This is a genomic window from Thioclava pacifica DSM 10166 (assembly GCF_000714535.1).
GTDB lineage: Bacteria > Pseudomonadota > Alphaproteobacteria > Rhodobacterales > Rhodobacteraceae > Thioclava > Thioclava pacifica.
Window position 1 is genome coordinate 355,990 of record NZ_AUND01000034.1, and the last position, 22,677, is coordinate 378,666.

Sequence of the window (22,677 nt, forward strand, 5' to 3'; positions counted from 1 at the left end):
CAAAGCCGAAAGAGATCAGGCCGCGTCGGAACGCGTCTCTTCCTCCGCCGCGGCGGCTTCTTCCTGAGCAACCTCGAGCACCGCCTCGACCGCCACCGCCGTCGCCGTGGGCGAGAGAACCGTATAGGTGCCGGTATCGTCTGCCGAGGGGGCGGCCCGCCGTGTCATCCGCCAGGCGGCATAGCCCGCGATTGCGGCACAGAGCACCCCCATATACAGGAAGAACCCGCCCGGCCCCACGACGCCCATCAGCCAACCCGTGACCATCGGCCCCGCGACTGCGCCCACACCGTTGATGAACATCAGCCCCGCCGAGGCCGCGGCCATGTCGGAATTGTCCAGGTAGTCATTCGTGTAAGCGATCAGTAGCGAATAGAGCGGGTTCGCCACGCCCCCGATCAGCGCGCCGGCAACCAGCAACAGCCAGAAAGGCGGGTTGAAGATGAAAGCCGCGATCATCACCACCGCGCCGCCAAGCGCCGTGCCCGCGATCAGCACACGCCGATCCATCCGGTCCGAGAAATAGCCGATCGGATATTGAAGGATCATGCCCCCCACATAGATCGCCGCCACGAAGGCCGAGATCTGTTTCACGTTCAGCCCCTCGGCCGTGCCCCAGACCGAGGCCATGCCGAACATCGCCGAGAAGATCCCGCCCAGCAGGAAGATCCCGACCATGCCGAGCGGCGAGGCATCCCAAAGGCGCTTGAAGGTCATGCGCTGGATCGTCTCGAAGCTCGGGGCGGGCGAGGCCGAAAGCAGAATCGGCGTGAAGGACAGCGAAACCAGCACCGAGGGGATCACGAAAAGGAAATAGCCCGCCGGATCGCCCACATTGAGCAGCGCCTGCGCGGTGACGATGCCGATCATCTGCATCATCATGTAAAGCGAAAGCGCCTGCCCGCGTGTCTCGTTCGTGGCGCTCGCGTTCAACCAGCTTTCGGCGGTGATATAGACACCCGAGAAGGAGAACCCGATCAGCACGCGCATCGCCACCCAGGCGGGCCAGTTCGGGAAGGCCGCATACAGCACCAGCACCGCCGAAATCAGCGAGCCAAGTGCCGCGAAGACCCGCACATGCCCAACCCGCGCGATCATCTCGGGCACCATGCGCGACCCGAACAGGAAGCCTGCGAAATAGGCCGACATCACGAGCGACATATAGAAGGTGTCGATGCCCTCGATATTGCCACGAATACCGAGCAGCGTGCCCTGCATCCCATTGCCCACCATCAAGAGCATGATCCCCAGCAAAAGTGGCCAGGTCTGGCGCAGCACTAACAACATCAAAAACGTCCCTCGGGTTTGGCCTGCGGTCAGGCGCGTGGATCTGCGCCGTGCCGAGCCCCGGCATCTAGTGCGCCATGTCGCGAAGAACAGGTCTGTATGCGACTTTACGGGATCAGAAGCGACGCATCGCCATAGGAAAAGAATCTATACCGATTTTCAACTGCATGCGCGTAAATCTTTTGTATTCGCTCATGCCCCATCAAGGCCGAGACCAGCATCAACAGCGTTGATTTCGGCAGGTGGAAATTCGTCATCAGCGCGTCGGTGATACGGAACTCGAAGCCGGGATAGATGAAGATGTCGGTCGCATCGCGAAACGGCACGATTTGGCCCATGGCACCGCCGGGTGCGCGTGCGGCGCTTTCGATGAGGCGCAGCGCGGTCGTGCCAACCGGGATCACCCGACCGCCCGCCGCCTTCGTCGCATTGATCTCGGCGGCAGCCGCCTCGCTCACCTCGCCCCATTCGGCATGCATCTTGTGGGTCGTCACGTCCTCGACCTTGACCGGAAGAAAGGTGCCCGCACCGACATGGAGGGTCACTTCGGTGAACTCGACCCCTTTCGCGGCGAGTGCTTCCAGCAGTTCGCGGGTGAAATGCAGGCTCGCGGTCGGAGCGGCCACGGCGCCGGAATGGCGCGCGAAAACGGTCTGGTAGTCACGCTTGTCGTCTTCGTCCGGCGCGCGCAGAGCCGCGATATAGGGCGGCAACGGCATCGCACCGGCCTCGGCCAGCGCGGCGTCGAAATCCTCGCCGGTCAGGTTGAAAGCCACCCGCAGCTGCCCCTGCTCGATCGCCACGACCTGAGCCGAGAGCGCATCGGAGAAGACGATCACCTCGCCCTGCTTCACCTTGCGCAGGGGTTTGGCGAGCGCCGTCCATTCGCCACCCGGAGCAGGCTCCAGAAGCGTCACCTCGACCTTCGCGGTCACCTCGCCCTGCGCGCTTTGCCGGGTGCGCATGCCCGACAGGCGCGCCGGGATCACCTTGGTATTGTTGAGCACCAGGCGATCGCCCGGACGGAAGATGTCGATCAGGTCGCGTACATGCAGATCGGTGATCGTATCACCTTGCGCAAGCAACAGCCGCGCCGCGTCGCGCGGGCGCGCAGGACGCGTGGCAATCAGACCCTCGGGCAGGTCGAAATCGAAATCCTCGAGTTTCATCGGATAAACCTTATTCGCTCAGCACCTTCGGCGGGCCGGACCGGAACATCTCGCGCATCGCACCCGGCGCGAGCACCGAGAGCGGGTTGATCGAGACCTTGGGCGCATCCGACGAGCCGCGCAGCGAGTAATTGAAGCCAAACAGCCCCTCGCCCGCCTTCGAGATGATCTGACCGATCCCGTTCACCAGATAGAACGGAGAAATCACGCCCTTCATGTTGAGCTTCTTGCTGTCCGGGTAATAGTTGCCCGTCATCGTCACACCCATCGAGGCCCCCACGGCGGCGCCCCTTGTGACGCTGACCCCGTTGGGCGTCAAGCGGAAGGCGCCATCCACCGTGGAGAACACGATCCCCTCACCGTCGAGCTGTTCCAACAGCCCGACGCCCGAGGCTGCGGACAACAGTGAGGCGAGCACCGGCGCGTCCTTCACCCGCAGATTGGCGATCGCGACCTCGCCGTCATAGCTCTTGCGATCGCGCGGGGTCAGAACGAGCGTGCCCTGCCCGCCCCGCGCCTTGGTGAAAATCCCCGTCGCCTTGAGCACCGCGCCGGCGTCAGCGGCCTGCGCGCGGATCGAAACCCGCCCGCCCGGTGCCGGGACCAGCGTGCCCGCCACCGGGGCGCTGCCATTCACCTGCGCCTGGAACTTGCCCGAGAACCCACCTCGGGTCGAGAAATTGCCGCGGAACCCGGTAAGCGCGATTGCATCCGTGATCTGTACCCGGTCGAGCGATGCGCTGATCGCGCTTCCCCCTCCGCCACCCGAGCCGCCGCCAGCGCCACCGCCCGAGCCGAAATCGGATTTCGCGAGATCGAGCCGGCCGGAATTGACCTGCACATTCACCGCACGCCCCTTGCCCTGCCCGACGAGATCGGCACTGCCGGCGAACCAGTTGCCGATGCGCAGATCGGTGAACCGCGCCCGGTTCAGCCCGCCATTCTTGTCCAGGCTCACATCGCCCGTCGCACGCAGGCCCGGCGCGGTATAGGCGAGGCTCTCGATCGCCGGAGGCTGGCCGAGCGTGCCCGAAAGCTTCAGCGAACCGTTCGTGCCCGCCCCCTTCACGTAACCGATCTCGGGGATCGACAGGCGCACCCCTGCAAGGTCGCTCTCGAAGGTGAATTGCGTCGCCTCGTCCTTGCGCAGCGCGAGATCGATCTGCCCGTTGCCCTTGCCCGCCACCATGCCACGCGGCAGGCCGACGCCGAACGCATCGAGCGCCTCGGGCGTTACCTCGATCGCGGCCTTGACCTCCGAGCGCCCCTTCGCCTCGGGGCCGAAACGCTGATCCCAGGCGCCATCGAAGGCCACGCCCGACAACATGCCCTTGCCCGAGATCACCATCCCCGCATTGTCGGCCTTGAGCGTCAGCGCGTCGGCGCGCAGCTCGCGACCCGGCACGAGCACATCGCTCTTCACCTCGGTCATCCGCGCGGTCACATCGAAACCGATTTCCTCGGCCGGCACGCGCGGCTTGAGCGGCAAGCGGATGACCGAACGCGCCTCGGCCCAGCCGCTGGCGATATCGGTCTTCATGCCCGCTTTGCTCAGGAACTCGAAGGGCGGCTGGTCGAGCAGCGACAGCGCCGCGGGGATTGGCGAGCGGGTAACCAAGGTTACCACGGCGGGCGCTGGCTTGATGCGGATATCGGGCACGATCAGCTCGGTCCCGGCCACCTCGATCCGCCCGCCCGAGGGCGCGGTGACGTGGCCTTCTTCGACCTTGAGCGCCTGGCGGGTGTCGATGATCGTCGCGAACCCCTTCCCCTGCTGCACCGGCGGCAGGGTCTTGAGCACGCGCACATCCGCGCCACGAAATTCGTATCCAAGACCGAGCTTGGGCTCCTCTCCCGGCACGAGCCGCAACCCGGCATGAACGTTGCGCAGCTGGCCCGTGGTCACGTTCTGCTCCAGCCAATCGCGGGTTTTCGGAACCACCGCGGGCGGCCAGAGCGCGAGCAGCTTGGTCTGGTCGATCTGGTCGATCCCGGCATCAAGCGAGACCTTCCAGCCATCGGATTGCGCGGCAAGCTGTCCCTTCGCGCTGATCGTCGTGTCGCCCTCATCATTGAGTTCGAGCTGACCGATCCGGACGCGGAACGGATCGAAGGACAACCGGAAATCCACCGCGCCCTGATCGAACTGCGCGGGCTTGTCGAACACGCCCGCCGGATCGAGCTCGAGATTGGAGATCGCGATCTGACCCAACAGCTGGCGCGGCACGCCGTTGCGCAGATCGCGCATATAGGCCTGCCCATCGGCGCGCAGCCGCAGCGCGCGACTTTTCACTTCTAGGTTTGACACTTCGACGCGCTGGCGCACCGGATCGTAGTTGAGATAAAGCTTGCCGCTTTCGATGGCGATCGGACGGACGCCATCATTAGGCCGGATCGCACCGGCTCCGATCTCGAGCATCGCACTCATGCCCGTCAGCTGCCCCTTGTCGTCGAGGCCAGATCGCAGCGCCCCGGAGATCGGCGCATTGAGAACTCCGAGCGCGGCCAGCGCCGGCGATTGCACCGCGAGATCCCGTGCGGGCAACGCGGTCACGGCGGCGCCGAAGCTCGCCTCTCGGCTGTTCTTCTCGGTGGTCATCGAGACCGCCACCTGCGCAGGTTTTGTCCCCGCCCCGCCCACGTCAAAGCCGAGCGCGATGGAAATCTCCTCCGGCGTCTGGCTCAGCTTGAAACGCCCCTGCGAGACTTTCCACAGCCGGTCAAGACGTTCGTCCATCAGACGCAGTTCGACATCCTCGGCGGTCACCGTCTCCAGCTTTGAAAGCGCAGGAACCTCGAAAACGGTCTCGAATGCCTCGACTGCATCGGAGACATTGTTCAGATCGAGATTGCCGAACATGTCGCCGCCGCCAAGGTCGAGGTCGAGCCGCCCATCGGGCAACCGATGCAGCGCGAGGCTGGCGCCGCGGATCCGGAACGAACGCGGTTCGATCTTGCCGCGCAGAAGCGGCTCGCTCCAGAGCGTCGCGCGCAATTCCGGAAGCACCGCGATCGGCAGGCCCGAAGGCCGGTCCAGCCGTACCATCTTGAACCGCACGCGAGGCCGCAGCCCCTCGTCGACGAAAAGATCGATCCCGCCCGCGAGCGTCACCTTCATCCGGCCTTCGAGCGCGGAATTGGCGCGCGCCTGCAATTGCGCGACGATCCAGCCCGGCGCCGAGACCGGTTGATGGGTGATCACGAGCCAGGCGAAAATCGAGGCCAGCGCCAGAAAGGGAAGCGTCAGAAGCAGCAGAAGACCGGCCCGCCCACGCCGCGCGGTCGACTCGAGCTTTTCCTCGGAAGCGTCTGACAAGATGGGCTTTTCCAGAAGATACGCATCCTCCTTCGGCGGCATCTTCTCAGCCGCGGCATCCGCGTCCTTGCGCGGCGACCCCGTCGCGGGGTCAGAGGGGCGGTCGTGCTCCATCGCCTTCATTCGGGTGGCTCCCGTTCCTCCCGTGGTTGCCCGATCGGGCCATCCAGCGGGGGCGGGTTGGCCTTGCCCCAGTCTCCTGCCTCGTGGTTAATTCTTGCCCAATGCGGGCATGAAAGTAAGCCCCGATCTGCGAAGGAGACCTCAAAGTGATCCAGACAGGCGAAAAAGCGCCGGACTTCACCCTTCCCGCAACCGGCGGCAAAGCGTTCGGAGCATTGGGAAAACTGATCACGGAAGACGGGATGCTGCGGCTCTCGGACGCGCTGCCGCATCCGGTCGTGCTCTATTTCTACCCCAAGGACAACACGCCTGGCTGCACCACCGAGGCTCTCGATTTCACCCGTCTCGCGGACGCGTTTACGACGGCGGGCGTGATCGTGATCGGGATATCGAAGGACAGCCTCAAGAAGCACGAGAATTTCTGCGCCAAGCATGACCTCGGGATCTACCTCGCCTCCGACGACGGTGGAGAGACTTGCGAGGCCTATGGGGCTTGGGCCGAAAAATCGATGTACGGCAAGACCTTCTGGGGGATAGTTCGCTCAACCGTCCTGATCGGGAAGGATGGCACTGTCGCGCAGGTCTGGCCCAAGGTGAAGGTGAAAGGGCATACCGAGGACGTGCTGGAGGCAGCCCGAGGCTTGTCCTGATCCGCTCCAAGCCGCATGCAAGCGCGGATCGCACGAAGGTGAAAGCCCCGCGATCCGCGCGGTAAAATCCGCCATCTAAAGCGCTTTTATCGGCAGAAAACCGCCCATCCCGGCGGCGTGAGGGAACTGCGACCGGATGCCTGGGCGAAACCGGTTGCCCGGGCCGCCCCCCCTTGCTAATCCCTCTTCAACCGGGCGGAGGAAGTTATCCACAGTGACGACAGGTCCTCCCTGCCCATGTTTGCAGACGGCCTCGTGCCCTCTTCGATCTGAAACAACACAGGACCGACCGGCTTGCCCAGACGCATCCTCGACCGCCTGAACTCACGCCTCGAGCGTTGGCTTCCCGAACAGCGACTGTTCATGAAATCGGACAGTGCGACCCGCTTCATCCGGTTGCGACCGCTGACCCAGGCAAGCGTTCTGGCCGTCGGCGCGGGGCTGTTCCTGTGGTCGACCGTCGCCTCGGCAATGCTGTTCATTGATGGAATTTCCACGGGTGGGGCCGCGCAGAACGAACAAGTGGCCAAGGTGGCGTTCGAACGTCGCCTCGATGCGCTGTCGAAGGAACGCGACGCCCGCGCGGCCGAGGCGCTGGCCGCACAGGACCGTTTCCAGACCGCGCTTCAGCAGGTCTCGAAAATGCAATCCGCGCTGCTGGCCTCCGAAGAGCGCAAGCGCGAGCTGGAAACCGGGATCGGCGTGATCCAGTCGACGCTGCGCCGCACCATGGATGAGCGCGACACCGCGCGCCTGGCACTGGCCAAGGCCGAAGGTAAAGGCGCCGAGTCCGGCCCGACCCCCGTCGCGCGCGCCGAGGACATGGCCAAGACCGTCGACATGTTGACGGCGGCGCTCGGCGAAACCGCCAAGGAACGCGACACGGCCGCGCAGGATGCCCAGAGCGCTCAGGTCCAGATGGACAAGATCGCGCTTGAGAAACGCCTGATGGAGCAGCGCAACGACGAGATCTTCACGACGCTGGAAGGTGCGGTGAAAATCTCGATGGAGCCGCTCGACAAGGTGTTCAAGCAGGCCGGCATGGATCCTGACAATGTGCTTGCGCAGATCAAGCGTGGCTATTCGGGAACCGGCGGGCCGCTGACCCCGGTCTCGCTTTCGACGAAGGGCTCCGCAGATCTCGATGGCGACACGGCACGCGCCGAGTCGATCCTGCGCAAGCTCGACGAAATGAACATGTATCGCATCGCGGTGGACAAGCTGCCCTTCGCAATGCCGGTGAAATCCGCTTTCCGCTTCTCCTCGCCTTTCGGCTGGCGCTGGGGTCGGATGCATGAAGGCGTGGATATGGCCGCCCCGGTCGGCACCAAGATCTACGCCCCTGCCGATGGCGTCGTAATCGCGGCCGAATGGGAACGCGGCTACGGCAACCTGATCAAGATCCGCCACGAGTTCGGGATCACCACCCGTTACGGTCACCTGAACAAAATCCGCGTGAAAGTGGGGCAAAAGGTGTCGCAAGGGGACTGGATTGCTGATATGGGCAATACCGGACACTCCACCGGACCGCATCTCCACTACGAGATCCGGATCAGTGGCAAGGCAATCAATCCGATGACCTTCATCAAGGCTGGTAAGAATGTTTTCTAAGAGCAAAATCCATGAGCCCGGCCCCAAGGCCGAGGGTGACAAGCCCAAGACCCCGGAAACCACGGCGGCGCCCGCGCGCCCCACGACCGACTACACGCCCGGCGCCACGCCGCGCGCGAAGCCCGCACCCTCGGTGCTGTCGTCGGATCTGACGATCACCGGCAACATCAAGACCACCGGCGACATCCAGATCGAAGGCGTGGTCGAGGGCGATATCCGCGCCCACCTGCTGACCGTCGGCGAGAGCGCCACGATCAAGGGCGAGATCACCGCTGATGACGTCGTGGTCAATGGCCGCGTCGTGGGCCGCGTGCGTGGTCTCAAGGTCCGCCTGACCTCGACCGCCCGCGTCGAAGGCGACATCATCCACAAGACCATCGCCATCGAGAGCGGTGCGCATTTCGAAGGTTCGGTTCAGCGTCAGGACGATCCGCTGCAAAACGGCCAGGGCACGCCCAAGCTCGCCCCGCCGATGGCAGAGCCCGCTCCCGCCCCGGCGCAAGAGAAGAAATAATCTCAGGCAAGAGCCAGAGCGAACAGGGCGGCCCGCGGGCCGCCCTTTTTCATTTTCCCTTTGGGGGACGATCCGCGTTTCGCGGCTGGCGCGATCAGCTCTTCTTCTGGACCGCGATGACCTTCTCGGCCAGATCGCGGGCGATGGCGAAGGCGCCGCGGATCTTGTCCTTGTCGTTTTTCCAGTCGCGCCGGACGATCAGCCGATTGTCCTTCACCTTGGCCAGATCGCGCTGCGCCGTGAGGAACTCCACCAGCCCCGCCGGGTTCGGGAATTTGTCATTGTGGAACTGGATCGTCGCACCTTTCGGGCCGGCATCCAGCTTGGCGATCATCGCGCGTTTGCACATCGCCTTGATCCGCACGACCAGCAGCAGCGTGTTGACCTCTTTCGGCAGCTCTCCGAAGCGGTCAATCAGCTCGGCCGCAAAGCCTTCCAGCTCGACTTTGGTGGTCAGGCTCGACAGGCGGCGATAAAGCCCCAGCCGCACATCAAGATCGGGGATGTAGCTCTCGGGGATCATGACCGGCACGCCGAGATTGATCTGCGGTGACCAGTCGCCATCCACGGTCTCGGTCAGCTCACCCGATTTCAGCTTCGAAATCGTCTCTTCCAGCATCGCCTGGTAAAGCTCGTAGCCGACCTCCTTGATATGGCCGGATTGTTCCTCGCCCAGAAGGTTCCCCGCCCCGCGCAGATCGAGATCCTGGCTGGCAAGGTTGAACCCCGCCCCAAGACTGTCGAGCGAGCCCAGAAGACGCAACCGTTTCTGCGCCTGCGGCGTCAGCGGCATGCGCGGCTTCGTGGTAAGGTAGCAATAGGCCCGCGTCTTGGCGCGCCCCACCCGGCCCCGGATCTGGTAAAGCTGGCTCAGCCCGAACATATCCGCGCGATGTACGACCATCGTGTTCGCCGTGGGAATATCGAGGCCGCTCTCGACGATCGTCGTCGCCAGAAGCACATCGAATTTGCCATCATAGAAGGCGTTCATCCGCTCATCGAGCTCGCCCGCCGCCATCTGCCCATGCGCCACGAGATATTTCACCTCCGGGACATGGCTTTGCAGGAACTCCTCGATCTCGGGCAGGTCGGAAATACGCGGCACCACGTAGAAGCTCTGCCCGCCCCGATAATGCTCGCGCAACAGCGCTTCGCGGATCGTCACCGTGTCGAACTCGCTGACATAGGTGCGGATCGCGAGGCGGTCGACGGGCGGCGTGCCGATGATCGACAAATCCCGCACGCCGGTGAGCGACAGCTGCAAGGTGCGCGGGATCGGCGTCGCGGTGAGCGTGAGCACGTGGATCTCGGAACGCATCTCCTTCAGGCGCTCCTTGTGCTGCACGCCGAAATGCTGCTCCTCATCGATGATCAGCAGCCCGAGATTGGCAAATTTCACCGTCTTGGCCAGCACCGCATGGGTTCCGATCACGATGTCGACCGTGCCGTCGCGCAGACCTTCGCGGGTTTTCGTGGCCTCCTTCGCCGAGACGAACCGGCTCAGGGGCTTCACCGTCAGCGCCGTCCCCCGGAAGCGATCGGCAAAAGTCTTGTAATGCTGGCGCGCGAGCAGCGTCGTCGGTGCGATCACTGCCACCTGCATCCCCGATTGCGCGGCCACGAAGGCGGCGCGCATCGCGACCTCGGTCTTGCCGAAGCCCACATCGCCCACCACCAGACGATCCATCGGCGTGCCGGATTTCAAATCGTCCACCACGTCTTCGATGGCCGTCATCTGGTCGTCGGTCTCGGTATAGGGGAAGCGCGCGGCAAAGGCCTCCCATTCGTGATGCGGTGCCTCGAGGATCGGGGCCTGACGCAGGTGCCGCTCGGCCGCGATGCGCATCAGCTTGTCGGCGATCTGGCGGATGCGTTCCTTCAGCTTGGCCTTCTTGGCCTGCCAGGCGCCGCCGCCCAACTTGTCGAGCAGCCCCTCTTCATGGCCATAGCGGCTGAGCAGTTCGATATTCTCGACCGGCAGGTAAAGCCGGTCCCCGCCCGCATATTCCAAAAGCACACAATCATGCGGCGCGCCAAGCGCAGTGACCGTCTCCAGCCCCTTGTAGCGACCCACGCCGTGATCGACATGGACGACCAGATCGCCGGGCGACAGCGTCGTGTGCTCGGTCAGGAAGTTCTCGGCTTTGCGCTTGCGCTTCGGGCGCGAGACGAGGCGTTCACCCAGAACATCCTGTTCGGAGATGACCGTCAGATCCTTGCCGTCGCGCGGTGCCTCAAAGCCCTCGTCGAGCGGCCAGACCGTCAGGTTCACGCCGGGCCCGATCTCGCGCGCATCCGAGATCAGCTTGGCGCCGATCAGGCCTTCATCCTCCATCAGCCCCTTGAGACGTTCGCGCGCGCCTTCCGACCACGACGCGATCACCACCGGTCCGTCGGCGAGACGCGCTTGAACATGATCCTTTAGCGCGCTGAAAAGGCTTATATTTTCCACCTTACGCTCGGGCGCGAAATTGCGCCCGATCTTACCGCCCGCATTCAACACTCCCGGTCCGGGGGGCGCCGGAATGACCTGAAGGCGCAGCACACGAAGCGACTTCAACACGAACTCCCAATCCTTTGTATCCAAATACAAAAGATGCGGCGGCGCGGGCTTGTAGACAGAATCCAGACGGTCGCGCCGGGTCATCGCCTCGCGGCGGGTATCGTATTGGTCCTCGATCCCCTCCCAGCGGCTTTCCTGCTGCGGCCCGATCTGGTCGTCGAGCATCACGGTCGCCTCGGGAAGATAGTCGAACAGGGTCTCCAACTTTTCATGGAAGAAGCCCAGCCAATGCTCCATCCCTGCCTGTTTGCGCCCTGCCGAGACCGCCTCGTAAAGCGGATCTTCCGCGCCGCCCGAACCGAACTCGATGCGGTAATTCTGCCGGAACCGCGTGATCGAGGCCTCGTCGAGGATCACCTCAGAAACCGGCGCGAGGTCCACGCCCTTCAGCTTCTCGGTCGTGCGTTGGCTGACCGGATCAAAACGGCGCGCATCGTCGAGCACGTCGCCAAACAGGTCGAGCCGCACCGGCCCGCCCTCGCCCGGCGGGAAGATGTCGATGATGCCACCCCGGATCGCGTAATCGCCGGGCTCCGAGACGGTCGAGGCTTGCGAGAACCCCATGCGCACGAGGAAATCGCGCAGCGCGCCTTCGTCGATCCGCTTGCCGACCTGGGCCGAGAAGCTCGCACCCGCCAACACCCCGCGCGCAGGCACGCGCTGCATCGCGGCCGACAGCGTCGTCAGAAGAACGAAGGGTCCGCGCATACCGGCGGCCAGTGCCGCGAGCGTCGCCATCCGTGTGGCCGACACATCCGCATTGGGCGAAACGCGATCATAGGGCAGACAATCCCAGGCCGGGAAATCGAGCACCACCGCATCCGGCGCGAAGAAAGCCAACGCCCCGCGCATCGCCGCGAGACGGCGGTCATCGCGCGCAACATGGATGACCGACTTGCCTTTGGCGAGTTCCTTGGCGAGCAGGGCCGCGTCGAACCCTTCCGGGGCGCCCGAGAGAAGAAAATGATCCATGCTTGCGAGGTATCGAGCCAGCGCCCGGTGTCAAGCCCGCTCAGACCATCAGAGAGATGCGCAGGTTCTGGAACATGCCCCAGAGCGAGGTGACGATGATCGAGATCACGCCGACGGTCTGGATGCTGATCCGGTGACGCGAAAGCGCGGCGATCACGAACTCCGCTCCCGCTCCGCTGGTCAACGCATCCTCGAGCCGGATCGCAAGCCGCAGGCTGAGCCCGAAGACGAGCATCAGCGGCACAAGCAGCAATGCGAAGGCCTGCGCGGTTTCGGAGCCATAGACGAAACCCGTGATAATGAGAAAGCTCAGCAGGAACGGGATCGAGACCGCCATCGACACGCCCGCATCACCGCGGATACGGTTGAGCCTGCGTGCGTTCACGCCTGCGATCTGCACCAGATCCGCGGCCGCATCGCCGCCCTTGCGCCGTGCGCGACCGACCATGTCCCAGGGAACGCCCATCACCCAATGCGAGGCCGAGGACCAGATCGCGGCGAGCGCGATCCAGTACCACAGGTTGGAGAAGCTCCGCAGGTCGATCAAACGGGTGATCACATCGAAGATTTCCACGCGGTTGGCTCCTGCGACTGGCATCGGTTTTCCCTTTGCATAGACCAGCGCGGAGCCAAGCGGAAGCCCGCAGCCACATCCAGCCCTGCCGCGCTTGCCTGCGGTCGCGATCCATGGCACCCCTTGCCCAAGCCAGAGGAGTCCCCAGCGATGAACCCGATCCTTCCGCCCTTCCCCCATACCCGCCTGCGCCGGATGCGCCGCTCTGCCGCGCTGCGTGATCTCGCCCAGGAACACCGGCTGAGCGTGAAGGACATGATCTGGCCGATCTTCATCACCGATGTCGCAGGCGCCGATGTCGAGGTGCCCTCGATGCCGGGCGTGTTCCGACGCACTCTGGACGGCGCGGTGAAGGCCGCCGAGGAAGCCGCAAAGCTCGGCATCCCCGCGATCTGCCTCTTTCCCTATACCGATCCGGCGGTGAAGACCGAGGCCTGCGAAGAGGCCTGGAACCCCGACAACATCACCAACCGCGTGATCCGCGCGATCAAGAAAGAAGTACCCGAGATCGCGATCATGACCGATATCGCGCTCGATCCCTATAATGCCAACGGCCATGACGGGCTGGTGCGCGACGGGGTGATCCTCAACGACGAGACGGTCGAATGCCTTGTGCGCATGGGGCTCGCGCAGGCCGAAGCCGGGGCGGATATCCTCGGCCCGTCCGACATGATGGACGGGCGGATCGGCGCGCTGCGCTCGGCGCTCGAAGGTGCGGGCCATGCGGATGTGACGATCCTGAGCTATGCCGCGAAATACGCCTCGGCATTCTATGGCCCGTTCCGCGATGCGGTGGGTGCCACGGGCGCGCTCAAGGGCGACAAGAAGACCTATCAGATGAACCCGGGCAATTCCGACGAGGCGATCCGGCTGGTCGCGCGCGATCTGGCCGAGGGTGCCGATATGGTCATGGTGAAACCCGGCATGCCCTATCTCGACATCTGCCGCCGCGTGAAAGAGCAGTTTGGCGTGCCGACCTATGCCTATCAGGTCTCGGGCGAATACGCGATGATCATGGCCGCGGTGAAGAACGGCTGGCTCGACCATGACAAGGTGATGCTGGAGAGCCTGATGAGCTTCCGCCGCGCGGGCTGTGACGGGGTATTGACCTATTTCGCCCCGCAAGCGGCGCGACTGCTCGCCGAAGGGTGAGCGCGCGGGTAAGCAGGGATTCGCCACAAAGCTGTGACTTCCCTCAAGAATAAGTGACAGCGCGGGTTCCCTCCGCTATAACTTGTGGCAATCGGTCAGGATAAGACCGTTGAGGGCCCGGCGAGTTTCGGGCGCAATCGAGCGGAGCAGATACAAGATGACGATGATTTCCAGACGGAGCCTTCTGGCGATGGGTGGCGCGGGCCTTACGCTTGCAGCCTGCGGCAACGGGATCGGCAGCGCGGGCGCAGCCAAGCTGGATGCGCGCGTCGACGCGACCCGGAACTACCTTCTCACGAAATTCCCCGGCACGAACGATCTCGAGGCGAAATCGGTCGGCGTGCTCTGGATGCCTTTGGTGACCGAAGCGGGCTTCGGCTTCGGGGGCTCCTTCGGGCGCGGCGCGCTGCGCATCAACAACGTCACGGTCGATTACTATGCGGCGGCGGCGGCGAGCTTCGGGCTCCAGATCGGCGCGCAGCAATATGCCCATGCGCTGTTCTTCATGACCCCCGAGGCACTGGCGGATTTCCGTCGCTCGGATGGCTGGCAGCTCGGCGCGGATGCGCGCTACGCGCTGCCCGATCGCGGCGGCGCAATCGCGGCCTCGACCATTACGTCGACCGCACCGGTCATCGCGCTGGTCTTCGGCCAGGCGGGCCTCATCGCGGGCGCCTCGCTTGCAGGCACGAAATACACCCGGATCATTCCGTAAGATCAACGCCTTACGCGACTATCTTCACGCGAAAAAGAAACCCCGCAGCGGCCTGGCCCTGCGGGGTTTTCCTTTTGCCCTTACCTGCGAAACCGCATCGGACGATCAGCTGCCGTAGATGATGCGCACGTAATTGCGCGTCTCGCGATAAGGCGGCACGCCGTTATGCTTGGCGACAGCCTCGGGGCCCGCATTGTAAGCCGCAAGCGCCAGACGCCAGCTGCCAAAGCGGTCGTACATCATGCGCAGGTAACGCGCACCGCCCTCAAGGTTCTGCGCCGGATCGCGCGGGTTCACGCCAAGCTTGGCCGCCGTCCCCGGCATCAGCTGCGCGAGCCCCATCGCGCCCTTGTGCGAGCGCGCATGCGGGTTCCAGCCGCTCTCCTGCTGCACGAGACGCAGGAACAGATCTTCGGGGATGTTGTGACGTGCCGCGGCGGCCTTGGCGGTGCTCAGATACTGGCCACGATATTTGCCGCTATAGCTCGGCACCACTTCGGGTTCGAGCCCTGCCAAGGTTTTCGCGCCCGGTTTGAGACGCGAGGAATGCTCATATTGCTGGGCTGCACGGTTATCGAGGATATTGGTCTGGTTGCGAAACAGCATCGCGCGCGATTTCGACGACGCCCCGCTCAGCTTGAGCCCCTCGGCCTGCACGATCATCGGCGCAAGAGCGACCATCGCGCCCAGCCCGAGCCTCCCGACAAAGTTACGCATCGGCACCCTACCGTTCACAATCCACCCGTTCTGGCGCGAAACCTACACAGATTCCCCCGAAAGTTAAAGGGAAACGCCCCGGGCACCGGCAATCGCCTGCCGACACCGGGATGTGATCTCATTTTGCGCTGGCCGTTTGCGGAGCTGCATCGGAGCGGATCGGGCCGTGAAACAGCTCCTCGACGAAGACCGAGACGAGCTGCGCGCGTCCGCTCACCCCGGCCTTGCGATAGACAGCGTTGAGATGAGATTTCACCGTCGCCTCCGAAGAGCCCCGCAGCTCCGCGGTCTCGGCGATGGTGAACCCCTTGATGGTGAAGCTCGCAACATCGGCCTCGGCCGCAGTCAGCCCCCAATGGCGGAACTGTTCGGCCATCAGATCGGCCATTGCGCCCTGCGCCGCCGAAAGTGCCCGCTCCGCCATCGCCTGACGGCGCAGCAGCTTCCAAAGAACGACACCCTCGACCGCGATCCCCGCAATCAGGCCGAGATTCGCGAAAAGCTCGATATTGAGGTGAAGCGTGATGTGTCCGGCTTCCTTGATGTCATCGAACACGTCAGCGACGAAAAGGGATGTACAGGCGGCCTGAAACAGGATGAGCGCGACGAGCGCGCCCTCCTTGGTCCAGGCCGAGACACGCTCTCGCGTGAGTTGCATCTAAGGTTATCTCCCGCTGCGTCCGAACACTTTCTTTCCGGTGATCATCGCGCGGGCGAGATTGACGCGCAACCTGCGGCTCTCATAGATCACGGCAACGATATGAGCCGCGACCGAAATTTCAGCCCAGTCCACGGCCGTGACGTGCAGCTCCTCGACCCATTTCACGCCCCAATAGGCGTCGGTCGTCATCAGGTAGCCCGACCCCGCGATCACCAGAAGCGTCACGAGCAGGTTGTAGATCATCAGCGCGCCGAGCGGCGAATGCCCAAGATGCGCATGCCGGCGCCCCGTCGCCATGTCGCGCAGCTGGGTGAGCGCGCCCGAGGGCGAGGGTGGAAAACTGGTGAAGCGCGCATGGTGCGAGCCCACGAGCCCCCAAATGATGCGCAGCGTGACGAGACCGGCCACGGTGTAGCCGATATAATGGTGCAGATCATGCTTGGGCGAGGTGAAGAAGGCATTGGCAGTGAAAAGCCCCACGATCGACCAGTGAAAGATCCGCACGAATATATCCCAGACGTGATGGGTTCCGCGCGGCGATGCGGGTCGGTCCTCGGATTCGGAGAAATCGGTGAAACTGGCGTCCTTGATGGCCATGGCTCGGCTCCTTCCTGACAGGGGTTGGCGCGGGAGGGAGCGGGCCGGGGATCCCCGGCCCGCATCAGGCAATGGCGATCAGCCGTTGTCGCCCTTGCGGTTCACCTGCTTGAGGTTGGAGTCGAAATACAGCTCCATGCGCTTACCATCCTTGAGCGCGTAAACCTCGATATAGCCGTCTTCCATCTCCATCCGGCGCACGTCGTAACCTTGCGCTTTCAGCTCGGCCCCGAGCTTGTTGGCCTTGTCCTGCGCAACGGGCTGCTCGGCCAGAACGGGCAGAGCGGAGGTGCCGGCGATCAGGGCAGCGGCAGCAATCAGGGTCAGTTTTTTCATGGGCTCAATCCTCATGTCTTGGGTGATGGGCCGGCCGGGGTCATCCCGCTCCGGTCTGCAAGCATCTGCCCCGCAATCCCGGCCTCCGCCATCGGAGCGAGGTTGCAGAGCGCCGGGAAATCGACCTCTCAAACCTAAGATGCACGCGGGATTTCGCCGGTTTCCGTCACGGTTGAGCGAGGCGCAGCCCCTACCCTCTCGCGGGCCCGTGCTCTATACCCTTGAGAACGAATTTGAGAATCGCAGGCGGAGGAACGCATGGCAGGCAGCGTCAACAAGGTCATCCTGGTCGGTAATCTGGGGCGCGACCCGGAAGTGCGGACCTTCTCGAACGGCGGCAAGGTGTGCAACCTGCGCATCGCCACCTCCGAGAACTGGCGCGACCGCAACACCGGCGAGCGCAAGGAACGCACCGAATGGCACTCGGTCGCGATCTTCTCGGAGCCGCTGGCCAAGATCGCCGAGCAGTACCTGCGCAAAGGCTCCAAGGTCTATATCGAGGGCCAGCTCGAGACCCGTAAATGGCAGGATCAATCCGGTCAGGACCGCTATTCGACCGAGGTCGTGCTGCGTCCCTATCGCGGCGAACTAACCCTGCTCGACGGGCGTGATGGCGGCGGCTCGGGTGGCGGTGGTGGTGGCTATGGCGGCCCCTCTTCGGGCGGCGGTGGCTACGACCAGGGCGGCGGCTATGGCGGCCCGTCCTCGGGCGGCTCGGGCGGTGGCGGCGGTGGCCGTCCCGATTTCGACGACGAGATCCCGTTCTAATGCAAAGGGCCCCACACGGGGCCCTTTCCTTTTACCACGCAGGGTGAGCGGTGATCAGCATCGCCACATCCAAGGACGCGGCAAAGGGGGCAGCGCCCCTTTGTTTCAGCCCAGTTTGCGCAGCCGCGCGATCAGCGAGGAGGTATCCCAACGCTGGCCGCCCATCGCCTGCACATCCTTGTAGAACTGATCGACCAGCGCGGTGACGGGCAGTGAGGCGCCGATCTCGTCACCGGTTTTCAGGCAGATCGCGAGATCCTTGCGCATCCAGTCCACCGCGAAGCCGAATTCGAACTCGTTCTTTGCCATGGTCTCATAGCGGTTCGCCATCTGCCACGAGCCTGCTGCGCCCTGCGAGATCACCTCGACGACGGCCGGGATATCCAGCCCGGCCTTCTCGGCAAAGTTGAGGCTTTCGGCCAGCCCCTGGACCAGACCCGCGATTGCGATCTGGTTGCACATCTTGGTTACCTGACCTGCGCCGCTTTCGCCCAGACGACGGCAGATCTTCGCATAGGCCGCGACTACCGGCTCGGCCTTGGCATAGGCGGCCGCGTCGCCGCCGCACATCACCGAGAGCTGACCATTCTCGGCCCCCGCCTGACCGCCCGAGATCGGCGCGTCGATGAAGGCCACACCGTGACCTGCCGCCTCGCCCGAGAGCTCGCGCGTGACAGCCGCGGAAACCGTCGTGTGATCGACAAAGACCGCGCCGGTCTTCATCCCCTTGAACGCGCCATCCTTGCCGAGGCAGACCTCGCGCAGGTCATCGTCATTGCCCACACACGACATCACGAAATCGGCGCCTTGCGCGGCCTCACGCGGGGTTGCGGCCGCTGCGCCGCCATGTTCGGCCACCCACTTTTCTGCCTTTGCCGCAGTCCGGTTATAGACCGTGACCTCATGCCCTGCGGCCTTGAGATGTCCCGCCATCGGGTAGCCCATGACCCCGAGCCCCAGAAATGCAACTTTCGCCATAGACCTCTCCCTTGCGTGATCGCGAAACCCTGCGTCCAATGGCGCAGGCGCGTTGATTGTGGTGTCGGGCTCAACTAGTAACGCCCCAACCGGGCGCGTCAACCAGACGCCGGGATGTGCGAGGTCAGGGAAAGCGGATGTACAAGGTCTTTCGTTGGGGTGTGCGGCTCCTCATCGCCGCGATCGTGGGCATCGCCGTGCTGGGCGGTCTTGTCTACTATTTCGCCTCACGCTCGCTGCCCGATTACAACGCGACCTACAAGGTGACGGGGCTGAGCGCCCCGGTCGAGATCGTGCGCTCGACCGAGGATGTACCGCATATCTTCGGGCGCGACGATCCGGATGTCTATTTCGCGCTGGGGCTCGCCCATGCACAGGACCGGCTCTGGCAGATGACGCTGCTGCGGCGCACGGTGCAGGGGCGGCTTTCGGAAGTGTTTGGAGCCGAGACGCTCAAGACCGACGAGCTGATGCGGCGGCTGGGGCTTTATGACGCGGCGCTCTCCTCGGTCTCCTCGCAGGATGACTACACCCGCAAGGCGCTTGAAGCTTACGCGCGCGGGGTCAACCAGTGGATCGAGATCGTCAATCAGGGCGCGATGGGACGTGGCGCACCGGAGTTCTTCCTCTTTGACAACAAGATCGCCTATTGGACGCCCGCCGATTCCATTGCGATCATGAAGCTGATGGCCGTGCAGCTTTCGAGCCAGCTTCAGGACGAGGTGCTGCGCGCGCGCGTCTCGCTGGCCGGGCCCGATCTGCTGCGCGACGTGATGCCCGACGATCCGCAACAGGCGGTGGCGGCGCTGCCCGCCTATGCGAGCCTCTTTCCCAAGATGCCGCGCGGGATCCAGACGGCGAGCAACGATACGCCCGGCGTGCTCTCTCCCTTCCCGGAGCGCGGCATGGCGGGCGCCTCGAATGCCTGGGCCGCCGCGCCCGACCGATCGGCCGCGGGTGGCTCGCTTCTGGCCAATGACCCGCATCTGGGCCTGACCGCGCCCTCGATCTGGTATCTCGCGCGGCTGCAACTCCAGTCCGGCGGCGTGATCGGTGGCACGATCCCAGGCATGCCGCTGGTGCTCTCGGGGCGCAACAAGGATCTCGGCTGGGGGCTGACCACCGCTTACGTGGACGACCAGGATCTGCATATCGAAGAGCTCGACCCCGACGATCCGACGAAATACCGCACGCCCGATGGCTGGAAACCGTTCCGAACCAAGCGCGTGATCGTCAACGTCAAGGATGCCAAGCCGGTGACGCTGACACTGCGCTGGACCGATAATGGCCCCGTTCTTCCGGGCAGCCATTTCGACCTTGCCACGATCACCCCGCCCAATTCTGTGGTCTCGCTCAGCTGGACGGCGTTTGAGGCGCATGACACGACGCTGACCGGCGCGATGGAGCTGATGCGTGCCCAGACGATCCCCGAGGCTCTCAAGGCCGCCGAGCAGGTCGTCGCGCCCGCGCAAAACATCACGCTGGCCGATCAGACCGGTGTGGCGCTGGTCACGGCGGGCAAAATCCCGCTGCGCGACCCGGCCAATGACACGCAGGGACGGATGCCCAATGCGGGCTGGAAACCCGAGAACCGCTGGAAGGGCACCCTGCCCTTCAAGGACAATCCGCAATTCATCGATCCCAAGGGCGGGATTGTCGTCAACACCAACAACAAGACGGTGGACCGCCCCTTCCCCTATAACGTCAGCTTCAACTGGGGCGACACGCAGCGCATCCAGCGCCTGAGCAAACTGATGGGCGAGCGCGAGGTGCATTCGCGCGACAGCTTCATTTCGGCGCAGCTCGATACGGTTTCTCCCGCCGCGCGCGGTCTGTTGCCGCTGGTCGGCGCGAACCTGTGGTTCACCGGCGATCCGGCGCCAGACGGAACGCCTGAACGCATGCGCCAGCGCGCGCTCGAGATGCTCGCGAGCTGGGACGGGGAGATGAGCGAACACCTGCCCGAACCGCTGATCTATGCCGCCTGGATGCGCGAGTTGCAAAACCGGCTGATCCGCGACGAACTGGGACCGCTGGCGAAGAAATTCGACCATCTCGAACCGGTCTTCATCGAGCGGGTCTTCCGCGACACGCAGGGCGCAAGCCATTGGTGCGACGTGATCCAGTCCGCCCCGAAGGAAAGCTGCACCGATATCGCGCGCCAGTCCCTCGATGCCGCCCTTCTCGACCTGTCGAAGAAATACGGCCCCAATCTCGAGAGCTGGCGTTGGGGCGACGCGCATATGGCCGAGCAGGACAACCCGGTTCTCGGAAAGGTGCCGGGGCTCAAATGGTTCGTGAATATCCGCCAATCGACCTCGGGCGGCGATTTCACCCTGATGCGCGGGCGCACCAAGGGCGGCGAGGGGTCGGACAGCTTCGCCAACGTCCACGCGGCGGGCTATCGCGAGGTGCTCGATTTCGCCGATCCCGACAGCTCGGTTTTCATCATCTCCACCGGGCAATCGGGCCATCCGCTGAGCCGTCATTACGACGATCTGTCCGAACTCTGGCGCTCGGGCGAATATATCCCGATGTCGCTCGATCCAGCACTCGCGCGCGCGGCGGCCACCGGGATCACGCATCTGGTGCCGAAGGCGCAGACACCCGGCAGCTAAGCCTCTGGCGCGTGTCGGAGCCTCCCACGGGGATCTTTGACGCAATTGAAAAAGGGCCGCCCGGGCCCTTCTTCTTGATCGAAATATCTTGGGGTGAATGGCCGAAGGCCAGAGGGGCAAAGCCCCTTACCAAGGCTGGTTTGCCGGCCCCACGGTAAATTCGCTCACCGTCGTATCCGCGGGCAGATCGAGCGCATAGGCCACGACATCGGCGATCCGCTCGGGCGCGATGCCGTAGGTCGCGTAGAGACCCTGCATCGCCTCGGCCGCCGCCTTGTCGCTGATCGTGTTCAGCAGCTCGGTATTGATCGCGGCCGGGTAGATCGTGGCGGTGCGGATATTGGTCTGCTCCATCGCCGATTCCATCCGCAGCACTTCCATGAATTCGCGCACGAACCACTTGGTGCCGCCATAGACCGCCGCGTTGGGATAGGCCTTGAGGCCCGCCACCGAGGAGGTCGCGAGGATATGGCCGGATTTCTGTGCGAGAAATTCGGGCATCACCGCGGCCACGCCGTTCAGAACGCCCGAGATGTTCACATCGACCATCTGCTTCCACTCGTCTGTTTTCAGCGCCGAGACGGGGCTGCTGGGCATCAGACCCGCATTGAGAAAGATCGCGTCGACGCGGCCGAACCGCTCCTTGGCGAGTGCGACGATGGCGGCGTTCTGCGCCGGGTCGGTCACGTCGAGCGTCTGGCTGACCGCCTCGCCGCCCTTCGCCGCGATCTCCGCGACGATCTGTTCGAGCTTGTCCGTACGCCGCGCGCCGAGCACGAGTTTCGCGCCCTTTTCCGCCAGCAGCTTCGCGGTGGCTTCACCAATGCCCGACGAGGCCCCGGTGATGATGACGACTTTATCCTTGATCATGGGAATTTCCTTTCGATTGGCGCGCTCAGGCGCCGTATTGCGCGTCCGTGACCTTTTCCATCCAGTCGACGGCCTTGCCGTCCTGGACTTCCTGGATCGCGGTATGGGTCATGGCGGTGTCGGGCGCGGCGCCGTGCCAGTGTTTCTCGCCCGGGGGGAACCAGACGACATCGCCGCAGCGGATCACCTCGATCGGGCCACCCCAGCGCTGGACCCGGCCCTCTCCGGCGGTGACGACCAGCGTCTGGCCGAGCGGGTGGGTATGCCAGGCGGTGCGGGCGCCGGGCTGGAAGGTGACGCTCGCGCCTTGCACGCGCTCTGCGTCGAAGGGGTTGAAGAGCATTTCGACCTCGACCGAGCCGGTGAACCAGTCGCTCGGTCCGGCCATTGCCTCGCGGGCCTCTGCACGGGTGATTTCCATGGCGCGTCCTTTCTTTGTCCTGCCTGCGTCTGCTGGTAATCTAGGGGGAAATGGCCTATTCGATT

At 64.2% G+C, this 22,677-nt stretch carries 19 protein-coding genes; 7 read left to right on the forward strand and 12 right to left on the reverse strand.

From position 1 onward, the window contains the following. Window positions 1-15: 15 nt before the first annotated feature. From TP2_RS13790 to TP2_RS13800, 3 genes are all read right to left on the reverse strand, one after another. A complete protein-coding gene (locus TP2_RS13790) occupies window positions 16-1,287 on the reverse strand; it encodes an MFS transporter (RefSeq protein ID WP_038078501.1) in 1,272 nt (423 codons plus the stop codon). Window positions 1,288-1,394: 107 nt separating this feature from the next. Continuing rightward, complete coding sequence (gene queA / locus TP2_RS13795; RefSeq protein WP_038078503.1) at window positions 1,395-2,456, reverse strand: tRNA preQ1(34) S-adenosylmethionine ribosyltransferase-isomerase QueA; 1,062 nt, start codon at window positions 2,454-2,456, stop codon at window positions 1,395-1,397. A 10-nt stretch (window positions 2,457-2,466) separates the two neighbouring features. Next, a complete protein-coding gene (locus tag TP2_RS13800; RefSeq protein ID WP_051692623.1) occupies window positions 2,467-5,895 on the reverse strand; it encodes a YhdP family protein in 3,429 nt (1,142 codons plus the stop codon). A 146-nt stretch (window positions 5,896-6,041) separates the two neighbouring features. Here TP2_RS13800 and TP2_RS13805 point away from each other — a divergent pair, with 146 nt between their 5' ends. The 3 genes from TP2_RS13805 (at window position 6,042) to TP2_RS13815 (ending at window position 8,670) form a co-directional block, all read left to right on the forward strand. Continuing rightward, complete coding sequence (locus TP2_RS13805) at window positions 6,042-6,545, forward strand: peroxiredoxin (protein WP_038078505.1); 504 nt, start codon at window positions 6,042-6,044, stop codon at window positions 6,543-6,545. 294 nt (window positions 6,546-6,839) lie between these two features. Further along, on the forward strand, window positions 6,840-8,156 hold the full coding sequence (locus tag TP2_RS13810; RefSeq protein ID WP_038078508.1) for a M23 family metallopeptidase: 1,317 nt from the start codon (window positions 6,840-6,842) through the stop codon (window positions 8,154-8,156). Then, on the forward strand, window positions 8,146-8,670 hold the full coding sequence (locus tag TP2_RS13815; protein WP_038078511.1) for a bactofilin family protein: 525 nt from the start codon (window positions 8,146-8,148) through the stop codon (window positions 8,668-8,670). Before TP2_RS13810 ends, TP2_RS13815 begins: the two co-directional genes overlap by 11 nt. A 94-nt stretch (window positions 8,671-8,764) precedes the next feature. On the opposite strand, the gene mfd is transcribed toward TP2_RS13815, so the two are convergent. Further along, window positions 8,765-12,205 (reverse strand): transcription-repair coupling factor, encoded by a 3,441-nt coding sequence (gene mfd, locus TP2_RS13820; protein ID WP_038078515.1) that lies wholly within the window; start codon window positions 12,203-12,205, stop codon window positions 8,765-8,767. A 40-nt stretch (window positions 12,206-12,245) separates the two neighbouring features. Further along, entirely contained in the window at window positions 12,246-12,803 is a 558-nt protein-coding gene (locus TP2_RS13825) for a component of SufBCD complex (RefSeq protein ID WP_240473767.1), read from the reverse strand. A 126-nt stretch (window positions 12,804-12,929) separates the two neighbouring features. Between TP2_RS13825 and hemB the strand changes: the two genes are divergently transcribed. Both hemB and TP2_RS13835 read left to right on the forward strand, forming a co-directional pair. Beyond that, a complete protein-coding gene (hemB, locus tag TP2_RS13830) occupies window positions 12,930-13,931 on the forward strand; it encodes a porphobilinogen synthase (RefSeq protein ID WP_038078516.1) in 1,002 nt (333 codons plus the stop codon). Window positions 13,932-14,088: 157 nt separating this feature from the next. Beyond that, on the forward strand, window positions 14,089-14,646 hold the full coding sequence (locus TP2_RS13835; RefSeq protein WP_038078518.1) for a lipid-binding SYLF domain-containing protein: 558 nt from the start codon (window positions 14,089-14,091) through the stop codon (window positions 14,644-14,646). 105 nt (window positions 14,647-14,751) lie between these two features. Here TP2_RS13835 and TP2_RS13840 read toward each other — a convergent pair whose 3' ends face one another. The 4 genes from TP2_RS13840 to TP2_RS13855 form a co-directional block, all read right to left on the reverse strand. After that, window positions 14,752-15,363: a lytic transglycosylase domain-containing protein gene (locus tag TP2_RS13840; protein WP_038078520.1), complete on the reverse strand. Its 612-nt coding sequence runs from the start codon at window positions 15,361-15,363 to the stop codon at window positions 14,752-14,754. A 118-nt stretch (window positions 15,364-15,481) separates the two neighbouring features. Next, window positions 15,482-16,021 (reverse strand): helix-turn-helix transcriptional regulator, encoded by a 540-nt coding sequence (locus TP2_RS13845; RefSeq protein ID WP_051692625.1) that lies wholly within the window; start codon window positions 16,019-16,021, stop codon window positions 15,482-15,484. A gap of 6 nt (window positions 16,022-16,027) precedes the next feature. Next, window positions 16,028-16,621 carry a cytochrome b/b6 domain-containing protein gene (locus TP2_RS13850; protein ID WP_084714277.1) on the reverse strand — a complete coding sequence of 198 codons (594 nt, stop codon included), beginning with the start codon at window positions 16,619-16,621 and terminating at the stop codon, window positions 16,028-16,030. 78 nt (window positions 16,622-16,699) lie between these two features. Next, entirely contained in the window at window positions 16,700-16,957 is a 258-nt protein-coding gene (locus TP2_RS13855) for a PepSY domain-containing protein (protein WP_038078522.1), read from the reverse strand. Between the two features lie 258 nt (window positions 16,958-17,215). On the opposite strand from TP2_RS13855, the gene ssb reads away from it, so the two are divergent. After that, window positions 17,216-17,725, forward strand: a complete 510-nt coding sequence (ssb, locus tag TP2_RS13860) for a single-stranded DNA-binding protein (RefSeq protein WP_038078524.1) — start codon at window positions 17,216-17,218, stop codon at window positions 17,723-17,725. A gap of 105 nt (window positions 17,726-17,830) precedes the next feature. On the opposite strand, the gene TP2_RS13865 is transcribed toward ssb, so the two are convergent. Beyond that, window positions 17,831-18,742: an NAD(P)-dependent oxidoreductase gene (locus TP2_RS13865; protein ID WP_276202134.1), complete on the reverse strand. Its 912-nt coding sequence runs from the start codon at window positions 18,740-18,742 to the stop codon at window positions 17,831-17,833. A gap of 98 nt (window positions 18,743-18,840) precedes the next feature. On the opposite strand from TP2_RS13865, the gene TP2_RS13870 reads away from it, so the two are divergent. Beyond that, window positions 18,841-21,321 (forward strand): penicillin acylase family protein, encoded by a 2,481-nt coding sequence (locus tag TP2_RS13870; RefSeq protein WP_038078528.1) that lies wholly within the window; start codon window positions 18,841-18,843, stop codon window positions 21,319-21,321. Between the two features lie 126 nt (window positions 21,322-21,447). On the opposite strand, the gene TP2_RS13875 is transcribed toward TP2_RS13870, so the two are convergent. Then, window positions 21,448-22,191, reverse strand: coding sequence for an SDR family oxidoreductase (locus tag TP2_RS13875; protein ID WP_038078530.1), 744 nt, complete (start codon window positions 22,189-22,191; stop codon window positions 21,448-21,450). A 25-nt stretch (window positions 22,192-22,216) separates the two neighbouring features. Beyond that, window positions 22,217-22,612, reverse strand: a complete 396-nt coding sequence (locus TP2_RS13880; RefSeq protein ID WP_038078532.1) for a (R)-mandelonitrile lyase — start codon at window positions 22,610-22,612, stop codon at window positions 22,217-22,219. Window positions 22,613-22,677 lie beyond the last annotated feature (65 nt).